15 protein-coding genes and 1 tRNA gene are annotated in these 25182 nt (G+C 67.2%); 3 read left to right on the top strand and 13 right to left on the bottom strand.

Annotation, left to right across the window (positions count from 1 at the left end; genetic code table 11):
- Positions 1-21 precede the first annotated feature (21 nt).
- A complete protein-coding gene (locus IP93_RS04730) occupies positions 22-1881 on the bottom strand; it encodes a D-(-)-3-hydroxybutyrate oligomer hydrolase (protein ID WP_242006743.1) in 1860 nt (619 codons plus the stop codon).
- 112 nt (positions 1882-1993) lie between these two features.
- On the opposite strand from IP93_RS04730, the gene IP93_RS04725 reads away from it, so the two are divergent.
- Positions 1994-2659, top strand: coding sequence for a response regulator transcription factor (locus IP93_RS04725; protein WP_144812675.1), 666 nt, complete (start codon positions 1994-1996; stop codon positions 2657-2659).
- A 6-nt stretch (positions 2660-2665) separates the two neighbouring features.
- Here the strand turns inward: IP93_RS04725 and IP93_RS04720 are convergent, their stop codons facing one another.
- Positions 2666-6016, bottom strand: coding sequence for a hybrid sensor histidine kinase/response regulator (locus IP93_RS04720; RefSeq protein ID WP_144812672.1), 3351 nt, complete (start codon positions 6014-6016; stop codon positions 2666-2668).
- 130 nt (positions 6017-6146) lie between these two features.
- Positions 6147-8381 (bottom strand): TonB-dependent receptor, encoded by a 2235-nt coding sequence (locus IP93_RS04715; protein ID WP_144812669.1) that lies wholly within the window; start codon positions 8379-8381, stop codon positions 6147-6149.
- 184 nt (positions 8382-8565) lie between these two features.
- On the opposite strand from IP93_RS04715, the gene IP93_RS04710 reads away from it, so the two are divergent.
- Positions 8566-9969 carry a GntP family permease gene (locus IP93_RS04710; RefSeq protein WP_144812667.1) on the top strand — a complete coding sequence of 468 codons (1404 nt, stop codon included), beginning with the start codon at positions 8566-8568 and terminating at the stop codon, positions 9967-9969.
- A gap of 63 nt (positions 9970-10032) precedes the next feature.
- Here IP93_RS04710 and IP93_RS04705 read toward each other — a convergent pair whose 3' ends face one another.
- On the bottom strand, positions 10033-12741 hold the full coding sequence (locus IP93_RS04705) for a bifunctional acetate--CoA ligase family protein/GNAT family N-acetyltransferase (RefSeq protein ID WP_144812664.1): 2709 nt from the start codon (positions 12739-12741) through the stop codon (positions 10033-10035).
- A gap of 237 nt (positions 12742-12978) precedes the next feature.
- On the opposite strand from IP93_RS04705, the gene dinB reads away from it, so the two are divergent.
- A complete protein-coding gene (gene dinB / locus IP93_RS04700) occupies positions 12979-14091 on the top strand; it encodes a DNA polymerase IV (protein ID WP_144812662.1) in 1113 nt (370 codons plus the stop codon).
- A gap of 262 nt (positions 14092-14353) precedes the next feature.
- Here the strand turns inward: dinB and pnp are convergent, their stop codons facing one another.
- The 9 genes from pnp to nuoN all read right to left on the bottom strand — a co-directional run bounded on the left by pnp (position 14354) and on the right by nuoN (position 25173).
- Positions 14354-16462 carry a polyribonucleotide nucleotidyltransferase gene (gene pnp, locus IP93_RS04695; RefSeq protein ID WP_144812659.1) on the bottom strand — a complete coding sequence of 703 codons (2109 nt, stop codon included), beginning with the start codon at positions 16460-16462 and terminating at the stop codon, positions 14354-14356.
- A gap of 153 nt (positions 16463-16615) precedes the next feature.
- Positions 16616-16876, bottom strand: a complete 261-nt coding sequence (gene rpsO, locus IP93_RS04690; RefSeq protein ID WP_144812657.1) for a 30S ribosomal protein S15 — start codon at positions 16874-16876, stop codon at positions 16616-16618.
- 214 nt (positions 16877-17090) lie between these two features.
- Entirely contained in the window at positions 17091-18014 is a 924-nt protein-coding gene (truB, locus tag IP93_RS04685) for a tRNA pseudouridine(55) synthase TruB (RefSeq protein WP_144812654.1), read from the bottom strand.
- A 44-nt stretch (positions 18015-18058) separates the two neighbouring features.
- On the bottom strand, positions 18059-18493 hold the full coding sequence (gene rbfA, locus IP93_RS04680; protein WP_144812652.1) for a 30S ribosome-binding factor RbfA: 435 nt from the start codon (positions 18491-18493) through the stop codon (positions 18059-18061).
- Between the two features lie 3 nt (positions 18494-18496).
- Positions 18497-21121, bottom strand: coding sequence for a translation initiation factor IF-2 (infB, locus tag IP93_RS04675; protein WP_144812649.1), 2625 nt, complete (start codon positions 21119-21121; stop codon positions 18497-18499).
- Between the two features lie 106 nt (positions 21122-21227).
- On the bottom strand, positions 21228-22715 hold the full coding sequence (gene nusA / locus IP93_RS04670; protein ID WP_144812648.1) for a transcription termination factor NusA: 1488 nt from the start codon (positions 22713-22715) through the stop codon (positions 21228-21230).
- Positions 22716-22721: 6 nt separating this feature from the next.
- Positions 22722-23327: a ribosome maturation factor RimP gene (gene rimP, locus IP93_RS04665; RefSeq protein WP_144812645.1), complete on the bottom strand. Its 606-nt coding sequence runs from the start codon at positions 23325-23327 to the stop codon at positions 22722-22724.
- 234 nt (positions 23328-23561) lie between these two features.
- Positions 23562-23638 (bottom strand) — tRNA-Met (locus IP93_RS04660).
- 59 nt (positions 23639-23697) lie between these two features.
- Positions 23698-25173: an NADH-quinone oxidoreductase subunit NuoN gene (nuoN, locus tag IP93_RS04655; RefSeq protein WP_144812643.1), complete on the bottom strand. Its 1476-nt coding sequence runs from the start codon at positions 25171-25173 to the stop codon at positions 23698-23700.
- Between the last annotated feature and the right edge of the window lie 9 nt (positions 25174-25182).

Raw genomic sequence — 25182 nt, 5'->3', positions numbered from 1 at the left:
AGCACGGCGTTGCGGCGCAGGTCACTCCGCCGGCATGGCGAGGTGGCGCGCCTCCAGCGCATTCCCGGCGCCACGAGGCACGGTGGCGATCACCGCATCGGCGGGCAGCGGGCCGTTGCCGTCCAGGTGTGCCTGCACGCGATCCAGCGCGGCATACACGTATGGCAGCAGCGGCACGTAGCGGGCGGCATAGTCCGGCAGGCCGAGGAAGCCATCGAAGTGCTGGGCATTACGCACCTGCCAGAAGCGCACATCGCGCCCGGAGGCCTTCGCCCCCGCGACGTACGGCACGCTGGTGAACGCCATCGGGATCAACCCGTCGCTGGTGCCATGGACCACGACCACCGGCAGGCCGGCGCGCGGCATCCCCGCGCGGGTCTGGGCCACGCCCTGGCGCAGCTTGGCGGCCCGCGCGTCGTTCGCATCGGTCCACAGTGCTCGCAGGCACTGCAGGTCGGTCATCGGATTGGAGCCGGCCGGCGGGATGGCCTGCACGCCCGCTCCCGGAGGAATACCGCTGGCGTCGCTCCACCATGCGGCGCGCTCGACGGTGGTGGCGGCGCGAGGCTTGCCGGTGGCGTCCACGGCGGCGAAAGTGTAGCCGCACGGCGACGGCCCCAGCGCGGCACGCGTGTAGGCCGACGCGTACGTAGCCGCCACCGAGCGCCACAGGTCAAACCCGGCCGACAATGCACCTGCGCGCAGCGCCTCATCGGTCCAGCCTGCATCGTGCAGCCGCTGGTAGGCCGAAGCGGCCTGCGCGGTGGTGTCCGCACCCTCCACCAAGCCGGCCTTCTGCAACGTGGCGCACTGCGCGGCCCACAACGGGGCGACCTGCGCCGTCATCGGCGGCTGCGGCAACGGCGCCAGCGACGGGTGCAACAGCGCGCACGGCATCAGCAGCGCGGCCTCGGTGGTGTAGTCGTACAGGGCACGGCTGCCGTGGCCTTCCACCAGCACGTTAGGCTCGCCAGCGACTACGGCATCCAACCAGTCGCCCTCCAGTTCGGCCGCACGCAGCACTGCGCCGCCACCGTTGGAGATGCCCACCGCAATGACGCGGGTGTTGTCGAAGGTGAACGGTGCCGCCTGCGGGAACGCGGTGCCGAGCGACTGCAGCGCGAACTGCGCCGCCTGCTTCACGTGGCGGCCCCAGTCGGCCTCGGGGTTGTCGCCGGAGTGGGCGTGCTTGAACGCGACGCCGCGTGCGCCCGCGGGGGCTCCCGGCGCGAACGCCAGTCCATCGGCAACGGTACCGACCGTACCATCCAGGCGAACTCCCTGCCCGCTGTCCAGGTCGAAATAGTCGGTGCCCGCGCCCTTGTCGGTGTGCGCCACAGCGCACCCCTTGGGCAGGCCCCATGCACCCGCGACGGCAATAGCGCCGTACACCCCGCGTGAACCCGAGGCAGCGGTCACCACGACGCAGCGGCGCTCGAGGTCGAAGGCATCCGGCACCTGCACCAGCACGCGATGCGGCTGGTTCGCGCCCGGCACGGTGGCGAAAGTGCTGAATTCACGACCCGGTACCGCGACTGTGCTGCCGTACAGGTTGCCGTAGCCGCCGCCCGGTGCCATGTCGGCGATGCCACGCCAGTTGGCCCACAGTGCACGACGGCGCAGTTCGGCCGGGGTGGGTGCCGCGGCGTCGGCGAAGGCCGGCGGCGTCATTGCACGCAGGCCGTCAAGGCCGAGGCCGGCGGTCAGCAGGTCGTCATGGCCACGATGCTCGGTAATGCGCGTGGAACCAAACACGTCACGGTCTCCCGAAGTACGCGTGGAACCCGGGGTGCTGCAGCCGGCCATCGCCAGTGCGCCGCAGGCCAGGAGGAGGTGGAGCGTGCTGGCGCCCGTTCGGCGCAGGATCGGTGGCATGGTCATGCGCAGAGCGTAGCAACCGCCATCGTGCGCTTCATCGTACTTTGGTACCACCTCGCCGCAATGAAAAATTCGATGCGGGCTTGCTAGGCTAGTCAGGAAGCCTGAGCCTGCCATGCCCTCACTCCTCATCGCCGACGACCACCCGCTGTTCCGAGCCGCCCTGCGCCAGGCGGCCATCGATGCCGTGCCGGATACCAACGTAGCCGAGACTGACAGCCTGGATGGCGTACTGGCGGCGCTGGAGGCCGATCCGGGCATCGACCTGGTGCTGCTGGACCTGCACATGCCCGGCAACCACGGGCTGGCAGGGCTCGCCGCCGTGCGCGCGCAACACCCGGAGGTGGCGGTGGTGGTGGTGTCGGCCAACGACGATCCGCGCGTGGTAAGGCGTGCGCTGGACCACGGAGCGGCCGGCTACCTGCCCAAGAGTTCTGGACTTGAAGAACTGCGCGATGCAGTGCGCGCGGTACTGGCCTGCGAGCAATGGCTGCCCGCGTCGCTGCGCGCGGCCGTGGCGCGCACCCAGAGTTCCAGCAGCGACACCAACCTCGCCTCGCGGCTGGCCAGCCTCTCGCCGCAGCAGTTCCGCGTGCTGACTTACGTGGCTCAGGGACTGTTGAACAAGCAGATCGCCGACCGCCTGGACGTGCAGGAGCGGACGGTGAAGGCACACCTGTCCGCCATCTTCGAGCGCCTGGGGGTACGAAACCGTACCCAGGCCGGGGTGATCCTGCGCGAGCTGGAGCTCAGCGACCCGTCGCGGCAGGTCGCGGGCTGAGGCGCATCAGGCCGGCTGCAGTTCGCGCGAGGCCAGCAGGCGATCCAGCACGGACTTCAAGGCAAGCGGCTTGAGCGGCTTGCGCAGCAGGGTGAATCCAGCGTCCTGCACGTCGCGGCGCACCGCCTCGCTGGCATCGGCGCTCAGGATCACCGTTGGCCGCGCGCCGAAGCGTTGCGCCAACCGGTCCACCACCGCGGTACCGGTGTCGCCATCATCGAGGTGGTAGTCGAACAGCCATAGCGCCACAGGCCCACCCATCAATGCGGCGGCCGCCTGTTCGCCATCGCCGGCGGTAACGACATCGCAGCCCCATGTCCGCAGCAGGTGCGCGAGGGCGTCCAGTGCGACGGCATCGTTGTCGAGCACCAGCACGCGCGTGCCGGCCAAGCCGGTGCGTTGCACCTGTGCAGGTGCCACCACCCGCGGGCGGCTTTCCACGCGTGGAACCCGCACGGTGAAGGCGGTGCCGCGCCCCAGCCGGCTGCGCAGACCGATGGGAGACTCCAACAACTCGGCGATGCGGTCGGCAATGGCCAGGCCCAACCCGAGGCCCTGCCCCGGCGCGTCGTCACCGCGACGGAACTCCTCGAAGATGCGCCGTTGCTGTTCCACCGGAATGCCCGGGCCGGTATCGAGCACTTCGATGCGCAGCGCGTCGCCGCCCATGCGCACCCCCAGCAGCACCGAACCGGATACGGTATAGCGCACCGCGTTGGCGAGGAAGTTCTGCAGTACGCGGCGCAACAACTGCGGATCGGTGCGCACCCACGCGCGGCTGGGCACGTATCGGAAGCGCAATCCACGTGCCGCGGCGATCGCGCCGAACTCCGAAGCAAGCGGGTCCAGCACCTCGGCAATCGGCAACTCGCGCGGCTGCGCCTCCAGGCCACCCGCCTCCAGCCGCGACATGTCCAGCAGGCCGTTCAGCAGGTCGCTGGTGGAGTCCAGCGCGCCACCAATCTGTGCCACCGTCGCGCGCTGCGCGGGATTGCGCACCTGCTGCGACAGCGCATCGGTGAACAACTGCGCCGCATGCAACGGCTGCATCAGGTCATGGCCAATGGCCGCCAGGAAGCGGCTCTTGGCGTCGTTGGCGCGCTCGGCCTCGCGCTTGGCCGCTTCCAGGTCGACGGTCCGCTCGGCCACGCGCTGCTCCAGGGTTTCATTGGCCTGGATCAGGCCCGCCTCGGCATGGCGGAACGCGGTGACGTCGGTGAAAGTGGCCACGAAGCCGCCGCCAGGCATGGGGTTGCCGCGGATCTCGATGATAGTGCCGTCGGGCAGCACGCGTTCGGACAAGTGCGGCGTGCCCGCAAGCATGAAGGCAAGCCGCCGCTCCAGCGCCAGCTCGGTATCGGGGCCGTGCGGCACCTGCGCCAGCGCCCAGCGCGACAGGTCGGCGATGGGTCGCCCGATCTGCAGCAGTTCTTCGGGATAGCCGAAAAGCTCCACGTAGCGCCGGTTCCACGCCACCAGCCGCAGTTGGGCATCCACCACGCTGATGCCCTGCGACATGTTCTGCAACGCCGCCTCCAGTACTCGCTGGTTGAAGCGCAGGTCGGCCGAGGCCACGCCGACGATGGCGGCAACGGTGTCGAGGTCACGACCGGCTTCGCGCCGCGCTGCATCGAGCAACACGCGCGCCGACGCAGTGCCCAGCACGGCGGCCAGTTCGCGTTCCATGCGCGCTTCGAGTTCTGCCGGCGCGGCGCCCTCGCCCGCGGCATCCGTCAGCAGCTGGTCCACGCGGTCGCGCGAAAGAAAGCGCAGGCCGGCATCACGCAGCGCCCGTGCATCCAGGCCAAGCCTTGCCTTGCGAGGCGCCTCGCTGCCCCATGCCGCCGCGACGAGCGTGCCCATCGTTCCCACGAACAGGCTTGCGCCCACCGCGCGGCCCAGGCGGCTCCAGCCCGTGAGTCCAAACAACGCATCCGGAGCCAACCAGGCCTGGCCGAAGGGTCCCGCGGTCAGCCATGCCACCGGCTCGCCGCGCATCTCCACCGTCATCGGCACCAGCAACGCCCACGCCCATGCCACGAAGCCGAGCACGATGCCGACCTGGGCGGCGCGTGCCGGGGTTTTCGGGCGCCACACGGCAAAGCCCAGCGCGGGCACCAGCGTGGCCAGCGCGGAGAACGACACGGCGCCCACGTCGGCCAGTGCGTCACTGCCGGCGATGAGGCGGCTGTAGGCCCATGCCAGCAGCATGATGGCCACGATGCCAACGCGGCGCAGCAGCAGGACATGGCCGCGCAGGTCACCACCGTCCTGGCGCGACCAGGCACCGCGCAGCAAACCGGGAGCGAACCAGTGGTTGCCGATCATCAGGCTGAGTGTCAGGGTGCTGACCACGACCATGCCGGTCGCCGCACTGAGGCCGCCGAGGAACCCGAACAGCGCCAGGGCTTCGCGGCCTTGCGACAAGGGCAGCGCGAGCACATAGAGATCGGAGGGCACCTGCCCCGCCAGCAGCGCCTGGCCAGCCCTCGCCAGCGGCAGCACCGGCAGCGCGATCAGCACCAGGTACAGCGGAAACAACCAGCGCGCGGTCGCCACGTGGCGCTCGTCACGGCACTCCACCACCGCGATGTGGAACTGGTGCGGCAGGATGAACATGGCCATCGCGCCCAGCAGCACCAGCGGCATGAAGCCGCCCGAAGGCATCGCGTCGGCGGGCAGCGTGGCGGATACCGGCGGCGCCGGCAGGTCCAACCCGAACCAGACGAAACAGCCCAATGCGAGCATCGCGGCCAGCTTGAACACCGACTCGAACGCCATCGCCAGCACCAGCCCGCGGTTGTGCTCGGTCGCGGCCGCGCGCCGGGTCCCGAACAGCATGGCGAACAGCGCCATCGCCAGGGCCACGTACAGGGCGATGTCCTGCCAAGCCGGCTCGATGGCATCTGCGGCCGAGCGCGTGGTCAGCATCGCGAAACTCATCGCCACGGCCTTGAGCTGCAGCGCGATGTAGGGAATCAGGCCCAATGCGGCCACCAGCGTCACGGTCGCCGCCAGCCACGCGTCCTTGCCAAGCCGGGTGGCGATCAGGTCGGCCAGCGAAGTGGCATTGGTGTCCCGGGCCAGCCGCACCAGCCGCATCATGAAGGCGACGGCCAGCGCATACAGCAGGATCGCGCCAAGGAAAGTGGGCGGCAGCGGCCAGCCGTAGCGCGAGGCCTGCGTCACGGTGCCGTAGAACGTCCAGGAGGTGCAGTGCACCGCCAGCGACAGGGCATAGATGTGGCGCCAGTGACGTCCCAACACGCCCGGGTGGCGCTCGGCCCACAGCGCCGTGCCGAACATCAGTGCCAGCCATGCCAGGCTGGCCAGCGCGACCGCGGTGAAACTCAGCATTCGCGCCCCGGCTCCCCTTCAGACTGTGGCGACACGCCGTGCCGCCAGACTGCGTTCGAGCATAGCGAAAAAACAACGGCGGGTCCGGTTGCCGGGACCCGCCGCACGTCCTGAACGCTCCAGGGATCGATCAGAAATCGTAACGCGCCGTCAGGCTGTACTGGCGCGGGGAGCCATAGAAGCCGGTGTACACGCCCAACGCGCGGTTGAGGTTGTAACCGGTGGTCAAGTACTCCTCATCGGCGAGGTTGCTGCCGTTGAGCGAGAACGACCAGGCGTCATTCATGCGCCACGTCACGCCAGCGTTGACCAGACCGTAGCCGTCCTGCGTGATCGGCCCGCGACCAAACGGCGGCACTTCCGCGCGGATGATTTCGGTGGTGGCGATCACCTCAGACTGGTAGCTGTAGCCGATACGGGCGGAGAGGTTGCCGCCATTGGCCAGATCGGTACGGTACTCCACGTTGAACGCACCGGAGAACTCGGGGGCGTTGGTGAACTCCTGCTCGTCGGCGATGTTCAGGCCGGCATAACGGAACTCGTCGTACTTGCCGTCCAGCCATGCCAGGTTGCCTGTGATCGCCCAGTTGCGGGTCGGCAGCCACTGGTACTCGAACTCCACACCGTTGACCGTACCTTCGCCGGCGTTGGTGAAGTCACCAAAGAACGCGTCATCGGTGCCGTCGCCGTTGCTGTCGTAGGCTGTGAACACCGACAGCTGGATGTCCTTGTACTTGTTGTGGAACGCGGCCAGATTCAGGAACAAGGTCTGGTCGAGGAACGACATCTTGCTGCCGATCTCGTAGCTGTCCACCACCTCGTCGTCGAACGGCTCGGCCGAACGCGGCACGGCGGTTGCTTGGGCGCGGATGTTGTAGCCGCCCGACTTGAAGCCGCGGGTCGCCAGCGCGTACAGCATCACGTCATCGGTGACCTGGTAGTCCAGCGAGATCTTGGGCGAGGTGTTCTTGAAGTTGATGGTCTTGTCGAAGTTGGCCGCGACCGAGATCGGGCGACTGAAGGTTGCATCGCTGTAGCCCAGGTTGAGCACCTGCGCACGCTTGTCCTCGTCGGTGTAGCGCGCACCCACGTCCAGTTTCAGCCTCTCGGTCAGGTCGAAGGTCCAGTCCGCGTACAGGGCGATGCTCTCGGTGCGGATCTTGCCCTGGGTGTCGCCGAACAGCAGGTTGAAGAAGTTGTTGAGCACTTGGCCGCCGGCATCGCCGTTAAAGGCGTACAGGCCCATCACGCCACGGGCGCGGCCGCCAGCGTCGAAGTTGGCCTGCAGTTCGTGGCTGACCTGCTGATCGCTGTAGAACGCCTTGACGTCGGCGATCTTGGCTTGCGTGGTGTCGAAGTCGATGTTGGTCTCGGTGTCGGACTCACGCTTGGCGAGCACGTACTTGAGTGCCCAATCCTCATTCGGACGCCAGTTGACCGTCATCGACGCGCCCTTCAGCTCGGTGTCGTTGACATTGGGCATGCCGTTGCGCACGTCGTAGCGCGAATCCATCGGCGGTGCGCTGGGAACGAAACGGCTGCCTTCCAACATTTGCGCACCGCGCACGCCCGACTGGTCATCGACCCAGTCGAAGGCGAACTGCACGTCGAAATCATCGCCCGCATAGGCCCCCAATTGGCCGCGCAGGGCCAGGATTTCCTTATCGCTGACTTCCTGGTCGGTCACCACGTTCTTACCGAAGCCGTCGCGGTTGAGGCTGGCTACCGCGATACGACCGCGCAGGCCGCTGTCCGCGCCACCGATCGGGCCGCCCACGGCGGCCTTCACGTCCAACTGGTTGTAGTTGCCGATGGTGACGGAGGCATTGCCCTCGAAGTCGGTCGGCAGGCCACGCGAGATGTACTTGATCGCGCCGCCAATGGTGTTCTTGCCGTACAGGGTGCCCTGGGGACCGCGCAACACTTCCACGCGCTGGACGTCGAACACGTCGAGCAGAGCGCCCTGCGGACGGGCGATGTATACGTCGTCCAGGTAAATGCCCACGCCCGGATCGACGCCCCACAACGGGTCGGACTGGCCGATGCCGCGGATGTAGGCGGTCACCGTGCTACTGGAGCCGCGCGCCGCATAGACGGTCAGGTTGGGAACCAGCGCGTCCAGATCGCTCAGGTCCTCGACCGCCAGCTTGTCCAATGCCTCGGCGGTGAACGCAGTCACCGCGATCGGCACTTCCTGCAGCGTCTCCTCCCGCTTGCGCGAGGTAACAGTGATCTTGTCCAGCGTGGTCGCCTGCTGCGACTGCTGCCCCGTCGGCGCCGACTCCTGCGCCCATGCCGCCGGCGCCAGCAGCGCACTGGCGATGGCCAGGCTCAGATACTTGCGGCTGTTCTTGCTACGACCCATTACGGCACTCCTCCCCCGATTGCATGGTGGCCCGGCCCTATGGCCAGCGCCTGATGGGACGGTCCCACCATGGCCGCAAGACTAGGAGAGCCTCGGCATACCGGCATCTGTACCTTCGGACAATGCCGGCCGCCCCACCCGATCCGGAGACTTGCCATCCACCTGCAAGGCCTTGGAGCTGGGGATGGCGTTTCTGATCGTGCTGGCCGCGTTGTGCTTCCTGATGTTCGTGGCTTATCGCGGCTACAGCGTCATCCTGTTCGCGCCCGTCGCGGCGCTGGGTGCGGTGCTGCTGACCGACCCGTCGCTGGTCGCGCCGATGTTCACCGGCCTGTTCATGGACAAGATGGTCGGCTTCCTCAAGCTGTATTTCCCGGTGTTCCTGCTGGGCGCCATCTTCGGCAAGCTGATCGAAGTCTCGGGGTTCTCCAAGTCCATCGTCGCAGCGACCATCCGGGTGGTCGGCGCCAGCCGCGCGATGCTGTCCATCGTCATCGTCTGCGCGCTGCTCACCTACGGCGGCGTGTCGCTGTTCGTGGTGGTCTTCGCGGTCTACCCCTTCGCCGCGGAGCTGTTCCGCCAGAGCAACATCCCCAAGCGCCTGATCCCCGGCACCATTGCGTTGGGTGCGTTCACCTTCACCATGGATGCACTGCCGGGAACCCCGCAGATCCAGAACATCATTCCCGCATCGTTCTTCGGCACCAATACCTGGGCGGCACCGTGGCTGGGCACGCTGGGCGGCATCTTCATCCTCATCGTGGGCCTGACCTACCTGGACTGGCGGCGCCGTTCCGCGCTCAGGGCCGGCGAAGGCTATGCCGATGGTGGTGCCCTGGTGAACGAACCTGCCGCATTCACCGGCGGCAAGCTGGCCAACCCACTCGTGGCGCTACTGCCGCTGGTGCTGGTCGGTGTCAGCAACAAGCTGTTCACCGGGTGGATCCCCGGCTTCTATGGCGACAGCCATTCCTTCGATCCTGCGGTCATCGGCAGCACACCCCCGGTGGTGCAGGAGGTGTCCAAGATCGCAGCGATCTGGGCCGTGGAAGGCGCATTGCTCGTCGGCATCGCCTGCGTCATCGCGTTTGCGTGGAAGCCGGTGATGGCCAGCTTCGCGGAAGGCACCAAGTCGGCGATCGGCGGGGCGATGCTTGCCGCCATGAACACCGCGTCCGAGTATGGCTTCGGCGCGGTGATCGCCGCACTGCCAGGCTTCCTCGTGGTGGCCAACGCGCTGTCCGCCATTCCCGATCCACTGATCAACGAGGCCGTCACCGTCACGGCGCTGGCCGGCATCACCGGCTCGGCCTCCGGCGGCATGAGCATTGCCCTGGCGGCCATGGCCGAGACATTCATCGCCAACGCCAACGCGGCGGGCATCCCGATGGAAGTCCTGCATCGCGTCGCTGCGATGGCCTCGGGTGGCATGGACACGCTGCCGCACAACGGCGCGGTGATCACCCTGCTTGCGGTCACCGGCCTGACCCATCGCCAGGCCTACAAGGACGTCTTCGCCATCACCCTGGTCAAGACCGCGGCGGTGTTCGTGGTGATTGCCGCGTACTACGCAACGGGTATTGTCTGACGAAAGGCGTGGCGGCCCACAAGCCCGGTTGCTCGCGGCCCGTCGCTGCCGCAAGCCGCATGGCTAGACGGTCGTCGCACCACCTTCGATGGGCAACGACACCGCCATGATCGAGGGGTCGTCGGGGTTGGGCGCCACCTTGAACCCCAGCGCCTTGCACATTTCCAGCATCGTGCGGTTTTCCTGCAGTACCTCGCCCACCACCGAGCGCAGGCCCAGCCAGCGCGCGTACTCGATCATGATCTGCATCAGCCGCCAGCCAAGGCCATGCCCCTTCAGGTCGGAGCGCACCAGGATCGCGTACTCACCGTGGTCGTAATTGGCATCGGCCAGCAGGCGGACCGCGCCCAGCATCACGCCTGACGCCGGATCGATCGCCACCAGCGCGATCGACCGTGCGTAATCCAGTTGCGTCAACTGCGCGATGAACTCGTGGCTGAAATGGCGCATGGCCTGGAAGAAGCGCATGCGCAGGTCTTCATCCGTCACATGGGTGAAGAACTCGCGGAACAGCGCCTCATCCTCGGGTCGGACCGGACGCACGAAGACGCGACGCCCGTGTCCCAGCTCGACGTCGCGCTCCCACTCCTTCGGGTATGGCCTGATCGCGAACCGCGGATGGCCCGGCCCCTTGTGCAGTCGCGCCAACGCCGACACGCCAATGCGCGCGTCCACGGCGATGACGCCATCCTTGTCCGCCAGCAGCGGGTTGATGTCGATCTCCCGGATGTCGGGCACGTCGGCGGCCAGTTGCGCTAGCTTGACCAGCACCAGCGCCACCGCCCGCTCGTCGGCGGCCGGTACGTCCCGGTACGCCTTGAGGATGCGCGATACGCGGGTGCGCCCGATCATCTCGTGGGCCAGCCGCAGGTCCAGCGGCGGCAACTCCAATGTCTTGTCGTTGATCATCTCCACCGCGGTGCCACCGCGGCCAAACACCACCACGGGGCCAAAGGTGGCATCGTCCACCACACCGGCAATCAGTTCGCGGGCCTTGGGGCGCGCCACCATCGGATGCAGGGTGACGCCATCGATCCGCGCATCCGGGCGCACGACACGCGCGTGGGAAAGGATCGCCTCGGTGGCTTCGCGTACTGCCTCCACCGTGGCCAGGTTGAGGCGCACGCCATCGATATCGGACTTGTGGCTGATGTCAGGCGACAGGATCTTCACCGCCACCGCGCCGCCTTCGGCCAACAACGGCCCGGCCTGGCGCGCCGCCTCGTCCGCATCGCGTGCGCTCACCACGGGCGTGATCGGAATGCCGTAGGCGTCCAGCACGCGGGCCACTTCCATCGGATCCAGCCAGGCCCTTCCTTCGGCCAGCGCGCCCGCCACGACTCCGCGGGCGGCTTCCGTATCCACCACCAGGTCGTCGGGAAGGCTCGGTGGCGTCTCCATCAGCATCGTTTTTGCGTCACGGTGCCGCGCCATGTACATGAACCCACGCACGGCATCGGCCTCGGTGGCGTACGTGGGGATGCGTGCTTCGGTCAGCCGCGCGATGGCTTCGTCATTGGCGCCCAGCCACACCGCCAGCACCGGTTTGCGCGCCGCAGCACCCGGCAATGCCCGGCGCGCATCGGCCAATGCCTGTGCCCGAACCTCCGTCGGCACCAGCGCCGTGGGCACGTTCAACGCCAGGATGGCATCGTTGCCCGGGTCTTCGGCCAGTGCGGTGAAGCCTGCCGCGTAGGCCGTGTTGTCCACGCTCCCGTTGATGTCCACCGGGTTGGTGCCCAGCCACGACGCGGACGCGATCGCACCGAGGTGCCGCACGGTCTCCATGGACAACGCCGCCAATGTGCCGCCCATGTCGCGCAGGCGATCCGCGGCCAACATGCCGGTGCCTCGGCCATTGGCGAAAACCGCCAGGCGTGGCCCTTGGAAGGTATCGACCCGCCCCAGCGTTTCCGCGGCGGCAAACAACTCGTCCAACGCCAGCACCCTCAGCATGCCGGCACGCTGGAAGGCCGCTGCATACACCGCGTCGGGCGATGCCAGCGTGGCCGAATGCGTCTGCGGCCGTGATGCAGGCCGGGCATGGCGATCGGATTTCACCACCACCACGGGTTTGAGGCGCGCTGCGGCACGCGCAGCCGACATGAACTTGCGCGCGTCGTGGATCGACTCCACGTAAAGCACGATTGCACGTGTACGGTGATCGCGGGCGAAGAAGTCGAGCAGGTCGGCAAAATCCACGTCGAGCTCATCGCCCAGCGACGCCACGGCGGAGAAGCCGATCGATCGGCCCACCCCCCACTCCACCAGCGCTGCCGCGATGGCCGCGGACTGCGAGATCACCGCGATGTCGCCCGCCAACGGTTGGTGTGCGGAAAAGCTCGCGTTGAGCCACGCATGTGGCGCGATCACGCCCAGGCCATTCGGGCCCACCAGGCGCAGTCCATGGGTGCGCGCGACGGCAGCCAACTCGGCCGCCGTTGAATCGGGCCCGTGCCCCAGGTCGGTTCCCAGAACGATGGCCGCCGACGTACCCAGTTCCGCCGCCGTCCGCGCCAGCTTGACCACCCTACCGGGTGGTACCGCCAGCACGATCAGTTCCGGCACCCAGCCCAGGTCCTGCAGCCGCGGCACCGCGGCGACGCCTTCGATCCGCGGATACCGCGCGTTCACCAGCCCCAGCGGTCCGGCGAACCCCGCCGCGCGCAGGTTTCGGAGCACGGCAGCCCCCAGGGATCGCCCTCGCGGACTGCCGCCGATGACCGCGACCGAACGGGGCTTGAAGACCGATTCGAGCGAATACGTACTCATCTGCGAATGACGCCCATCCTCGCCGTTTCACCCATCGCGCGGCTTGATCGCGCTCAATCCAAGCACCACGCCGGTTTGCGCCACGAACCACCTGACGCGCCAGCTGAAGTCGTACCGCCCTGGCTCGCCCCGCGCCCATGGTGCCACGCGTTGCTTTCATTGCGATGGCGGAGGTGACTGGCTAGCGGCCGGCAAATGAAGTTAGTATTTTGACTAACACGCATTCCAGCCATCTCCGTGCAACTCCCTCTCCGCAAGATCCTCCACGTCGACATGGACGCGTTCTACGCGTCGGTCGAGCAGCGCGACGACCCAGGGCTGCGCGGTCGCCCGGTCGTGGTGGCATGGCGGGGAGCACGCTCGGTGGTGTGCGCGGCCAGCTACGAGGCGCGCAGGTTTGGTGTGCGCTCGGCGATGCCCGCGGTGCGCGCCGAACGGTTGTGCCCACACGCCGTGTTCGTTCCACCGGACTTCACCCGCTACAAGGCAGTGTCGCGGCAGATCCGCGAGATCTTCGCGCGCCACACGGAGCTGATCGAGCCGCTGTCGCTGGACGAAGCCTACCTGGACGTGACTGCGACCAGGACGGGCCTCCCCTCTGCCACCGAGACGGCGGAAGCCATCCGCGACGCCATTCGCGAGGAAACCCGACTTACCGCGTCCGCGGGCGTGGCCCCCAACAAGTTCCTGGCCAAGATCGCCTCGGACTGGAACAAACCCGACGGATTGTTCGTGGTTCGCCCGCAACACGCGGAGGCGTTTCTCACACCGCTACCGGTGGGTCGCCTGCCCGGCGTGGGCAAGGTGATGGAGCACAAACTGGCGGAACTGGGTATTGCCACGGTGGGCGAGTTGCGCGATTTCGGCACGGAGGCACTGGAGCAGCGATTTGGCCGCTGGGGTCGACGTCTGCACGAACTGTCGCTGGGCATCGACGACCACCCGGTGGTCACCGAGCGGCCCACGGTGCAGATCTCCAGCGAGGACACCTTCGAACGCGATCTGCTGCTGGACGAGTTGGAACCCCATATCCACGAGTTGGCGGAGAAGACCTGGGCCGGGTACCAGCGCGAAACCGGCCGCGTGGCACGCACCGTGGTGCTCAAGCTGAAGACCGCGGACTTCCGCACGCTGACGCGCAGTCTCACACAAGCCGCGCCGCCAACAAGCGCTGACGACCTGGCGCGGATCGCCTGCGACCTGCGCGCCCGCATCGACCTTCCAGCCCGGACGCGCTACCGCCTGGTCGGTGTGGGCCTCTCAGGCTTCATCGACACCGATCAATTCGAAGTCCAAAGCGACCTGTTCTCCGCCCACGACACATTGAACGAAGCCTCCAACCACGCCTGACAAGGGGTCTGCGTGCAGGGGTATTGCGGAAAAGCGGGCCAAGGGTGCGAGCGGGCTGCTTTCGCGGCACTGCCGCGTGGCCCGAGCGAACGCCCGGCGCGCTGCGCCGGGCCGGACTGGCCCGCGGCGCGACTCCGCGCAGGATGCGCGGACGGAGCGCTGCAGCAATGCCCCTGTGCGCAGACCCCGCCCCACCCCGCAAACGCAGAAGAGCGGGCTTTCGCCCGCTCCTCCTCGACTACGGCGATGAACCCGCCAGCGATTACTCGCCCGCCAGGCCCTCGCCCTCGGCCACGGCCTTGATCGACAGGCGGATGCGGCCCTGCTTGTCGACTTCCAGCACCTTGACCTTGACCACGTCGCCTTCCTTGAGCTTGTCCGAGACCTTCTCGACGCGCTCGCTGGAGATCTGCGACACGTGCACCAGACCGTCCTTGCCCGGAAGGATGGTGACGAACGCACCGAAGTCCATGATCTTGGCGACCTTGCCTTCGTAGATGCGACCCGGCTCCACGTCCGAGGTGATCTGCTCGATGCGGGCCTTGGCGGCCTGCGCAGCGGCGGCGTTGACCGACGCGATGACGATGGTGCCGTCGTCCTGGATGTCGATCTGGGTGCCGGTTTCCTTGGTGATGCCCTGGATGGTGGCGCCACCCTTGCCGATCACTTCGCGGATCTTGTCCGGGTGGATCTTGATGGTCAGCAGGCGCGGCGCGTACTCGCTCAGCTCACCGCGCGGCGCGGTGATGGCATTGGCCATCTCGCCGAGGATGTGCAGGCGGCCGGCCTTGGCCTGGGCCAGCGCGACCTTCATGATCTCTTCGGTGATGCCCTGGATCTTGATGTCCATCTGCAGCGCAGAGATGCCGTCGGCGGTACCGGCCACCTTGAAGTCCATGTCGCCGAGGTGATCCTCGTCGCCCAGGATGTCGGACAGCACGACGAAGTTGTCGTCTTCCTTCACCAGGCCCATGGCGATACCGGCCACCGGCGCCTTGATCGGCACGCCCGCGTCCATCAGCGCCAGCGACGAACCGCAGACCGAGGCCATCGACGAGGAGCCGTTCGACTCGGTGATCTCCGAGACCACGCGGATGGTGTACGGGAAGGCTTCCATGGTCGGCATGACGGCCAGCACGCCGCGCTTGGCGAGGCGGCCGTGGCCGATTTCGCGGCGCTTCGGGCCCATCATGCGGCCGGCTTCACCGACCGAGTACGGCGGGAAGTTGTAGTGGAACAGGAAGTGTTCCTTGTACTCGCCCGAGACGGCGTCGATGATCTGGCCGTCGCGCGCGGTGCCGAGGGTGGCAACCACGATCGCCTGGGTCTCGCCGCGGGTGAACAGCGACGAGCCGTGGGTGCGCGGCAGGACCGACACCTTCGAGCTGATCGGACGCACGGTGTCCAGCGCGCGGCCGTCGATGCGCACCTTGGTGCTCAGCACGGCATTGCGCATGGTCTGGTACTCGAGCTCGCCGAACTCCTTGGAGGCTTCGGCGGCGTTCCAGCCGTTGGCTTCGATCTGATCGGCCAGCGAGCCCAGCACGTCCTTCTTCAGCGCCGAGATGGCGTCGCGACGCTCCAGCTTGTTGCGGATCTGGAAGGCATCGGCCAGGCGGTTGCCGATGGCGGCCTTGAGCGCGCCGATCAGCGCGTCGTTCTTGGCCGGGGCCTGCCAGTCCCACTTCTGGGTGCCGGCTTCGGCGACCAGCTCGTTGATGGCGTTGATCGCGATCTGCATCTGCTGGTGACCGAACATCACCGCGCCCAGCATCACGTCTTCCGACAGCTCCTTGGCTTCGGACTCCACCATCAGCACGGCGCTCTGGGTGCCGGCCACGACCAGCTCCAGATCCGACTCCAGCAGCTCGCTGGTCGACGGGTTGAGGATGTACTCGCCGTTCCTGTAGCCGACCTTGGCGGCGCCGATCGGACCCTGGAACGGGGCGCCGGTCAGGGCGACGGCGGCGGAGGCACCCAGCAGGGCCGGGATGTCACCGTCCACTTCCGGGTTCAGCGACATCACCGTGGCGATGATCTGGACTTCGTTCTTGAACTCTTCCGGGAACAGCGGACGGATCGGGCGGTCGATCAGGCGCGAGGTCAGCGTTTCCTTCTCGGTCGCGCGGCCTTCGCGCTTGAAGAAGCCACCCGGGATGCGGCCACCGGCGTAGAACTTCTCCTGGTAGTCGACGGTCAGCGGGAAGAAGTCCTGGCCTTCGCGTGCGGTCTTGGCGGCGACGGCGGCCACCAGCACCACGGTGTCATCCATCTTGACGATGACGGCGCCGCCGGCCTGGCGGGCGACTTCACCGGTCTCCAGGGTGACCTGGTGCTTGCCGTACTGGAAGGTCTTGGTAATTTTTGCCACGTTGGTTTCCTTCGAATTTCGATGCGTTACGCGCGGGGCCCCTGCCCCTCGCGTTCGACGGCCCCGAGCCGCCTGTGTTGCCCGGGCGCCGCGTGCCCGGCGCCCCCCAAAAACGAACCGCGGCGCATCGCTGCGCCGCGGTGGGTATCTCGGTTAGCGACGCAGACCGAGCTTCTCGATCAGTGCCTTGTAGCGCTCCACGTCCTTGCGCTTCAGGTAGTCCAGCAGGCTGCGACGGTTGTTGACCATCATCAGCAGGCCGCGACGGCTGTGGTGGTCCTGCTTGTGCTGCTTGAAGTGCTCGGTGAGCTGCTCGATGCGGGCGGTCAGCAGGGCGACCTGGACTTCCGGCGAACCGGTGTCGTTGGCGCCGCGCTTGTTTTCTTCGATGATCTTGCTGGTATCAATGGACATTGCGATATCTCGTGACGCGAGGCCTGCAGAAGCGAATCGGAACGCGCATGGCGCCGATGCACCGCCTGGCCCGCCTTTGCCAAAGGAAAAAAGCACCCGAAGGGTGCCTGCTTGCTGTTGAAAGCCCACGAATTGTAGCCCGTGAGGCTTGCCGGAACAAGGTGTTACTTGAACAAGGACCGCACTGCACCGCGGGTGCCACGAACCGCTGGCGCTAGGCAACCGCCCAGATGAACAGGCGTTGGGCCCGCAGCACGTTGCCCTCGACCTGCCCCAGTCCAATGGCACGCCCCGTCTCATCCATTACGGCGACCATGCCCTCGACCGCTTCGTGAAGCAGTTGGACGACTTGGCCGCGCCCCAACCGTTGCGCGCCTGCACCGTCCAACGTCACGCGCGGGAACCCGGCCAGCCCGGCCTCGATCGGCAACAGTGCCTGCCGCAGTCGCTCCTCACCCTCAGCCGCAAGCGCCTCGAGCTCTTCCAGCGTCCACATCTTCGGATCTGTGAAGGGATCTACCCAAAGACGCCGCAGCACGGCCACGTGCGCGCCACAGCCCAGCGCCTCGCCCAGGTCGCGGACCAGACTGCGGATATACGTGCCGGAGCCACATTCCACGTGAAGGCGCAGCCGGTTGCCGTCGCGGCCCAGCAGACGGATGGAACGCACGTCCACCTCGCGGATCGGGGCTTCAATCGCTTCACCACGCCTGGCCTTGGCGTACAGCGGCTCGCCGCCCTGCTTCAGCGCGGAATAGATCGGCGCGCGCTGCTGGATTACCCCCGTCAGCGGACGCAATGCCGCCTCGATGGTCTCGTCATCCAATACCGGCACCGGACGTTCCTGCAATACCACACCGTCCGCATCATCGGTGTCGGTGGTGGCGCCCAGCACCGCCACGGTCTCATACGCCTTGTGCGCGCCCAGCAGCAGGCCGGCAATCTTGGTCGCCTCGCCCAGGCACAACGGCAACAGGCCGGTGGCGAGCGGATCCAGCGCACCGGTGTGCCCGCCCTTCTCCGCGCGGAACAGATGGCGCACGCGCTGCAGCGCCTGGTTGGAGCTCAGGCCCTGCGGCTTGTCCAGCAGCACGATGCCGTGCAAAGGACGGAACACGGTACGTGGTTTGCGGCTCATCCCAACCCCATCACGGAAAAGGCGGCCGGAGCCGCCTTCCTGAATCACTTCAGCCTGTCGGCATCGGGATCGTCGCTGCTGTCGTCGGAGCCGCCATCTTCGGCGTCCTCATCCTCGTCATCGCGCGCCTGCACCTCGGGCAGATCGCGCAGCAGCAGGTCGATACGTTCGCCCTTGTCCACCGAATCGTCATAGTGGAAGTGCAGTTCCGGCACGTGCCGGAGCTTCATCGCGCGGCCCAGCTGGTAGCGCATTTCCGGCGACAGCGCCTTCAACGCCTTGACCGCCTCGGTCGAACGCTCCTGTTGCAAGGCGGTCACGAATACCTTGGCGTGCGCCAGGTCGCGAGTGACCTCCACGTCGGACACGCTGACGGACGGCAGGCCATGCTCGCGCACGGCCATGTGCACGATCTGGCCCAGCTCACGACGGAGCTGGGCCGACACGCGATCACTGCGGTAGAACGACTTCTGTGCCATGGCTTACAGCGTGCGCGCCACTTCGATGCGCTCGAAGCACTCGATCTGGTCGCCCGGCTTGACGTCGTTGTACGCCTTCACGCCGATACCGCACTCGGTGCCGTTGCGCACTTCGTCCACGTTCTCCTTGAAGCGGCGCAGCGACTCCAGCTCGCCCTCGAAGACCACGGTGTTGTCGCGCAGCACGCGGATCGGCTTGTTCCGCTTGACCACGCCCTCCACCACCATGCAGCCCGCGACCGCGCCGAACTTGGAGCTGCGGAACACGTCGCGGACCTCGGCGATACCGATGATTTCCTCGCGGATTTCCACGCCGAGCAGACCGGAGGCCACCTGCTTCACCTGGTCGATCACGTCATAGATGATCGAGAAGTAGCGCAGGTCGACGCCGTTGGTCTCGATCACCTTGCGTGCCGACGCGTCGGCACGGACGTTGAAGCCGATGATCGTCGCCTTCGAGGTCGAGGCCAGGGTGGCGTCGGACTCGGTGATGCCGCCCACGCCCGAACCGATGACGTTGATGCGGATCGCGTCGGTCGACAGGCCGGTGAGCGCTTCGCGCAGGGCCTGCACCGAACCGTGCACGTCGGCCTTGACCACCAGGTTGAGAGTCTGCTGGCCTTCGCCCGAACCCATCTGGGCCAGGATGTCCTCCATGCGGTTGCCGGCCTGGGCGACCAGGCGCGACTCGCGGCGCTTGGCGTCACGCTGCTGCGCGACGTCCTTGGCCAGGCGCTCGTCGTCGACCACCACGAAGTCGTCGCCCGAATCCGGCACGCCCGACAGGCCGAGCACCTGCACCGGGATCGACGGGGTCGCTTCCGGTACCTGCTCGCCACGCTCGTCGAACAGCGCACGCACGCGGCCGTACTGCACGCCGCACACGAGGTAGTCGCCCTTCTTCAGGGTACCGGCCTGTACCAGCACGGTGGCGACCGGGCCACGGCCCTTGTCGAGCGAGGACTCGATGACCACGCCGTTGGCGCGACCGTCACGCACGGCGGTCAGTTCCAGCAGTTCGGCCTGGATGGAGATCGCGTCCAGCAGCGCGTCGATGCCCTGGCCGGTCTTGGCCGAGATCTCGACGAACTGGGTATCGCCGCCGAACTCCTCGGCCACGACTTCCTCGCCCAGCAGCTCGTTCTTGACCCGCAGCGGGTCCGCGTCGGACTTGTCGATCTTGTTGATGGCCACGATCAGCGGCACCTTGGCCGCCTTGGCGTGCTGCACCGCTTCCTTGGTCTGCGGCTTGACGCCGTCGTCGGCGGCCACGACCAGCACCACGATGTCGGTCAGCTTGGCGCCACGGGCACGCATCGCGGAGAACGCGGCGTGGCCCGGGGTATCCAGGAAGCTGATGACACCACGGTCGGTTTCGACGTGGTAGGCACCGATGTGCTGGGTGATGCCTCCGGCTTCGCCCGACACGACCTTGGTACGGCGGATGTAGTCCAGCAGCGAGGTCTTGCCGTGGTCGACGTGGCCCATGATGGTGACCACCGGCGGACGCACGACCTTCTCGCCCTGCGTCTCCTCCACGTGGGCCAGCAGCGCGTCCTCGACGTTGTCCGCATCGGCCTTCAGCGCGACATGGCCCAACTCCTCGGTGACCAGCACCGCGGTGTCGTGGTCGATGGACTGGGTGATGGTCGCCATGACGCCCATCTTGAACAGCGCCTTGACCACCTCGCCGCCCTTCATCGCCAACTTCTGCGCCAGGTCGGCAACGGTGATGGTTTCACCGATGGCCACCTCGCGCACCACTGGTGCGGTGGGACGCTCGAAGGCGTGCTTGCCGCCGCCGGTACGGGCCTGCTCGGTGCCACGGCGGGGACGATTGCCACCCGCCGGCTTGCCACGCGCGCCGGTGGAACGGCGGGCGCGGTCGGACGCGCTCAGGTGCATCTGGCCGGCGAAGCGGCTGGCACGGTCGTCGTCCTCGACGCCCGCGACCATCGCATGCGAACCACGCGGCTTGTGCGCGGGTGCGCGAGCCGTCTCCACCCGTGGCGCGGCCGGCTTGGCCTGGGAATGGGAATGGGACGTAGCGACCTTGCGGGCCGGTGCCTCGTCGCCATCGGGGACCACGCCTGCCGCCTCGAGCGACGCGCGGGCGTCGGCCTCCGCCTTCTGGCGCGCGGCTTCTTCCGCCTCGCGACGGATCCGTTCCTGCTCATCGGCACGCTGCTTGTCGGTCTCGGCCAGGCGGCGCTGCTCATCGAGGTTGCGCTGGCGGGATTCCTCCAGCTTGCGCAGGATCTCGGCGCGCTCATCGGTGACCGGAGCCGCCTTGTCGGCGGCGGCGTCACGCGGCGACAGGGTGATCTTCTTGCGCACGACCACGTCCACCGTGGTCTTGCCCGCGCCCTTGCCGCCGCCGACGGTGATTTCCTGCTTGCGGCTGCGGTTGAGCGTGATCTTCTTCGGCGCTTCGCCCGCGTCGTCGGCAGACTCGACCTTGCCATGCGAGCGTTTGAGGAAGCCAAGCAGCTTGACCTTCTCGATGCTGGTCACGACCTGGTCCGGGCCGCTGAAGGGCATGCCGGCCTCGGCGAGCTGTTCCAGCAGCTTCTCGACCGGCGTGTTCACCAGTGCGGCCAGCTTGCGGATAGTGGTTTGCTGCGACATTCGGTTTCCGTGTCCTCGTGGCGCGGGACGCATCCCGCGCGTGATGGAGCGATTCTAGCCCTGCGGTGGCGGCCCGGCCCTGTTCAGGATCGCGGACCGTCCGGAATTACTCAAACCAGTGCTTGCGGGCTTCCATGATCAGCGCCGCGGCGCGTTCCTGGTCGATGCCCTCGATATCGGTGAGTTCGTCGGTGGCCATGTCCGCCAGGTCGTCGCGGGTGACGATGCCGCGCGCGGCCAAGGCGTATGCGGTGGTCTCATCCATGCCGTCCAGCGACAACAGGTCGGCGGCCGGCTGGTGTTCCTCCAATTCCTCTTCCGCGGCCAAGGCGTCGTTGAGCAGCGCGTCGCGGGCACGCGAACGCAGCTCTTCCACGATGTCCTCGTCGAAGCCTTCGACCGCCAACAGCTCGCCGACCGGCACGTAGGCGATTTCCTCGACGGTGTTGAAGCCTTCCGACACCAGGATACCGGCGATTTCCTCGTCCACTTCCAGCTTGTCCATGAACAGCTGGCGGGCGGCATTCTGCTCGGCTTCCGACTTGGCGGTGACCTGGTCCTGGGTCATCACGTTGAGCTGCCAGCCGGTCAGGCGGCTGGCCAGGCGCACGTTCTGGCCGCCCTTGCCGATGGCCTGCGCCAGGCGCTCCTCGGCGACCGCGAGGTCCATCGAGTGCTTCTCCTCGTCGACGATGATCGACTGCACTTCGGCCGGCGCCATCGCGTTGATGACGAACTGCGCCGGGTTGTCCGACCACAGCACGATGTCCACGCGCTCGCCGTTGAGCTCGTTGCTCACCGCCTGCACGCGCGAACCGCGCATGCCGATGCACGCGCCGATCGGATCGGTGCGGTTGTCGTGGGCCAGCACGGCGATCTTGGCGCGGTCACCCGGGTCACGGGCGCAGGCCATGATGGACACCAGGCCTTGCCCGACTTCCGGCACTTCGAGCTTGAACAGCTCCATCATGAACTCCGGCGCCGCGCGGCTGATGAACAGCTGCGGGCCGCGGGGCTCGATACGCACATCGAACAGGTAGCCACGGATGCGGTCGCCGGTGCGGACCACGTCGCGCGGGATTCCCTTGTCCTTCGGGATGATGGCTTCGGCATTGCCGCCCAGGTCCACGTAGATGTTGCCGCGCTCCACGCGCTTGACCACGCCGGTGACCAGCTCGCCCACGCGGTCCTTCCACGCGTCCACCACCTGCTGGCGCTCGGCCTCCCGCACGCGCTGCACGATGACCTGCTTGGCGGCCTGCGCGGCAATGCGACCGAACTCCGGGTTCTCGATCTGCTCTTCGATGTAGTCGCCCACCTCGGCGCCCTCGACCTCGTCGACGGCGTCCATCAGGCGGATCTGGCGGTCCGGCGACTCCATGACCACATCGTCGGCCACGACCTCCATGCGGCGGAAGGTCTCGTAGCTGCCGTCCTTCTGGTCGATCTTGACGCGCACGAGCACGTCCTCGTCCGAGTAGCGCTTCTTCGCAGCCGACGCCAGTGCGGCCTCGATCGCCTCGAAGATCACTTCGCGCGGCACGCCCTTCTCATTGGCGACCGCATCAACGACCAGCAACAGTTCCTTGCTCATCTCTGGTTACTCCGCACGGGACGGCTTGTCGGCCGCCGGCTTCTTGGTGGATTTGTTGGTTCTAGCCTTGCCCGGACGCGCGTCACGGCCGGACTTGTCTTTTGCCGGCGCCATGCCCAGGGCCACCCAATCGGGTACCAGGCGCGCCTTGTCGATGTTGTCCGCCGACACGGTGAACGCCGTGCCGTCGATGTCGAAGGTGATCGCCCCGCCCTCGACCGCGTCGATCCGCCCCTGCAGCCGACGCCGGCCGTCCTGTGGCAAGCGCAGCGTCACCTTGGCCGACTCGCCCTGGAAGCGGGCGAACTGCTCGGCCGTGAACAGCGGACGGTCGATGCCGGGCGAGGAAACTTCCAGCGTGTAATTGCCGCTGATCGGGTCCTCGACGTCGAGTTGGGCCGACACCTCGCGGCTCACCGCCTCGCACTCGTCGATGCCGACCATGCGCGGCTCGCCATCCTCACCCGGTTCGGCGTCGGCAGGCATGTCGATGTACAGGCGCAGGACCGCGCCGCCCGGCGACGGCAGGTACTCCACGCCCAGCAGTTCGACACCCAGCGACGACACGGTCGGGGCCAGCAGGCTGGCAATTTCGGTCGCTTTGTCCGTCACGCGTGCATGCTCCTGCGGTGGTGACTTGCGGGTGGGTGCTGCAAATCGGCGGTTTACGAAAAAGCCTGATCCCCGAATGCGACAAGGGGCCCAGTGGGCCCCTTGTCCGGTACAGCTGGATGTCGGTGTGCCGCGCGAGCAGAGCGCGTCACCAAGCCCAAGCATTCAAGTCGTGAAGCCGCCCCTGGAGGCCCTGCTCCGGGCGCCGATCCAGCCGGCGCCGCGATTTGAATGTGGTAGCGGGGGCAGGATTTGAACCTGCGACCTTCGGGTTATGAGCCCGACGAGCTGCCAGACTGCTCCACCCCGCATCAGACGAACCATGTTACAGGGGGTTGTCAGTTGCCGCAACCCCCATTCATGGGTTTTGTTACACCGAGAACGCCGCCTGGCACCATGCCATGATCGGATTCCACGCAAAACCCAGCGCCAGCAAAGCGAGCGCATTGACGCCGAACGCGATCTGCAACGGACGGTTGTCGCGGATCTCCGGCGCATCGCCTTCGGGCTCGTCGAAGTACATCGCCTTGACGACGCGCAGGTAATAGAACGCGCCCACCACGGCGAACACCACGCCGACGATCGCCAGCCACAACATCCCGCCCTCGATGGCCGCGCGCAGCACCGCCATCTTGGCCCAGAAGCCGAGGAATGGCGGAACGCCGGCCAACGACGCCATCACGCACAGGATCAGGCCCGCAAGCCAGGGGTTACGCGCATTGAGGCCCTTGTAATCGTCGATCCGGTCGGCTTCGAAGCCCTCGCGCGACATCACCACGATCGCACCGAAAGCCGCGGCCGACATGATCGCGTAGCTGATGGCGTAGAACATCGCCGACGCATACCCCTGCGAGCCACCGCCGGCGAAGCCGACTAGCAGGAACCCCACGTGCGAGACGGTCGAATAGGCCAGCAGGCGCTTGAGGTTGGACTGCACCACCGCAGTCAGGTTGCCGATGGCCAACGACAGCACCGCCAGCGCCGCCAGCATCAGACGCCAATGGTTGTCCAGCGGACCCATGCCGGACTCCAGCAGGCGGTAGGCCATGCCGAAGGTCGCCAGCTTGGGGGCCGAGCCGATGAACAGCGTGATCGGGGTCGGCGCGCCGTGGTAGACATCGGGCAGCCACATGTGGAACGGCGCCGCGCCAAACTTGAACGCGATACCGGCGACCACGAACACCAGGCCCGTCACCAGCATCAGCGAAGCGCTGCCGTCGGCCACGGCGGCAATCGCATGCAGGTCGAGCGAACCGGTCGCGCCATAGATCAGCGACATGCCGTACAGCAGCAGGCCCGAAGCAAGCGCACCCAGCACGAAGTACTTGATGCCGGCTTCCGAGCCCAGCGGGCTGTCGCGGTCGGTCACCACCAGCGCATACGAACACAGCGCCAGCATTTCCAGGCCGACATACACCATCACCAGCGTCGCCGACGACACCATCAGCATCATGCCGAGCGTCGCGAACAGCATCAGCACCGTGACTTCGCCCTTGTACAGGCCGCGCTCACGCAGGAAGGGCCACGTGTAGACCATGGCCAGCGCGCTGACCAGGGCGATGCTGATCTTGAGGACGTCGGCGGCGGTATCGCGCACGAACATGCCGCTCAGGATGGTGCCCTGCCCGCCTACGCCGGTGGCGACCATGACCGCCACCGCAACCAGCAGCGCCACGCCCAGCAGGTGGGTGACGACACGGCGGCGCTCAGGCAGGAACAGGTCCAGCATCAGCAGGGCGAACGCACCACCCACCAGCACCAGCTCCGGCAAGAGCGGCGCCAGTTCGGCGGCGGAACGTACCGCCACCAGGGGCTGGTCGTTGGTTACAGTCACAGGCAGGGTCATCGTCAGCCC

The sequence above is a fragment of the Aerolutibacter ruishenii genome (genome assembly GCF_007830115.1).
GTDB lineage: Bacteria > Pseudomonadota > Gammaproteobacteria > Xanthomonadales > Xanthomonadaceae > Aerolutibacter > Aerolutibacter ruishenii.
This window is presented reverse-complemented; position numbering and strand designations above follow the sequence as displayed.

Excerpts from the sequence above, each read along its gene's own strand:
- truB (WP_144812654.1), bottom strand. The coding sequence starts at position 18,014 with ATGAGCCGCAAACCACGTACCGTGTTCCGTCCTTTGCACGGCATCGTG.
- IP93_RS04705 (WP_144812664.1), bottom strand. The coding sequence starts at position 12,741 with ATGAGTACGTATTCGCTCGAATCGGTCTTCAAGCCCCGTTCGGTCGCG.
- IP93_RS04710 (WP_144812667.1), top strand. The coding sequence starts at position 8,566 with ATGGCGTTTCTGATCGTGCTGGCCGCGTTGTGCTTCCTGATGTTCGTG.
- rbfA (WP_144812652.1), bottom strand. The coding sequence starts at position 18,493 with ATGGCACAGAAGTCGTTCTACCGCAGTGATCGCGTGTCGGCCCAGCTC.
- IP93_RS04720 (WP_144812672.1), bottom strand. The coding sequence starts at position 6,016 with ATGCTGAGTTTCACCGCGGTCGCGCTGGCCAGCCTGGCATGGCTGGCA.
- IP93_RS04730 (WP_242006743.1), bottom strand. The coding sequence starts at position 1,881 with ATGACCATGCCACCGATCCTGCGCCGAACGGGCGCCAGCACGCTCCAC.
- IP93_RS04725 (WP_144812675.1), top strand. The coding sequence starts at position 1,994 with ATGCCCTCACTCCTCATCGCCGACGACCACCCGCTGTTCCGAGCCGCC.
- rpsO (WP_144812657.1), bottom strand. The coding sequence starts at position 16,876 with ATGTCCATTGATACCAGCAAGATCATCGAAGAAAACAAGCGCGGCGCC.
- nuoN (WP_144812643.1), bottom strand. The coding sequence starts at position 25,173 with ATGACCCTGCCTGTGACTGTAACCAACGACCAGCCCCTGGTGGCGGTA.
- infB (WP_144812649.1), bottom strand. The coding sequence starts at position 21,121 with ATGTCGCAGCAAACCACTATCCGCAAGCTGGCCGCACTGGTGAACACG.
- nusA (WP_144812648.1), bottom strand. The coding sequence starts at position 22,715 with ATGAGCAAGGAACTGTTGCTGGTCGTTGATGCGGTCGCCAATGAGAAG.
- IP93_RS04715 (WP_144812669.1), bottom strand. The coding sequence starts at position 8,381 with ATGGGTCGTAGCAAGAACAGCCGCAAGTATCTGAGCCTGGCCATCGCC.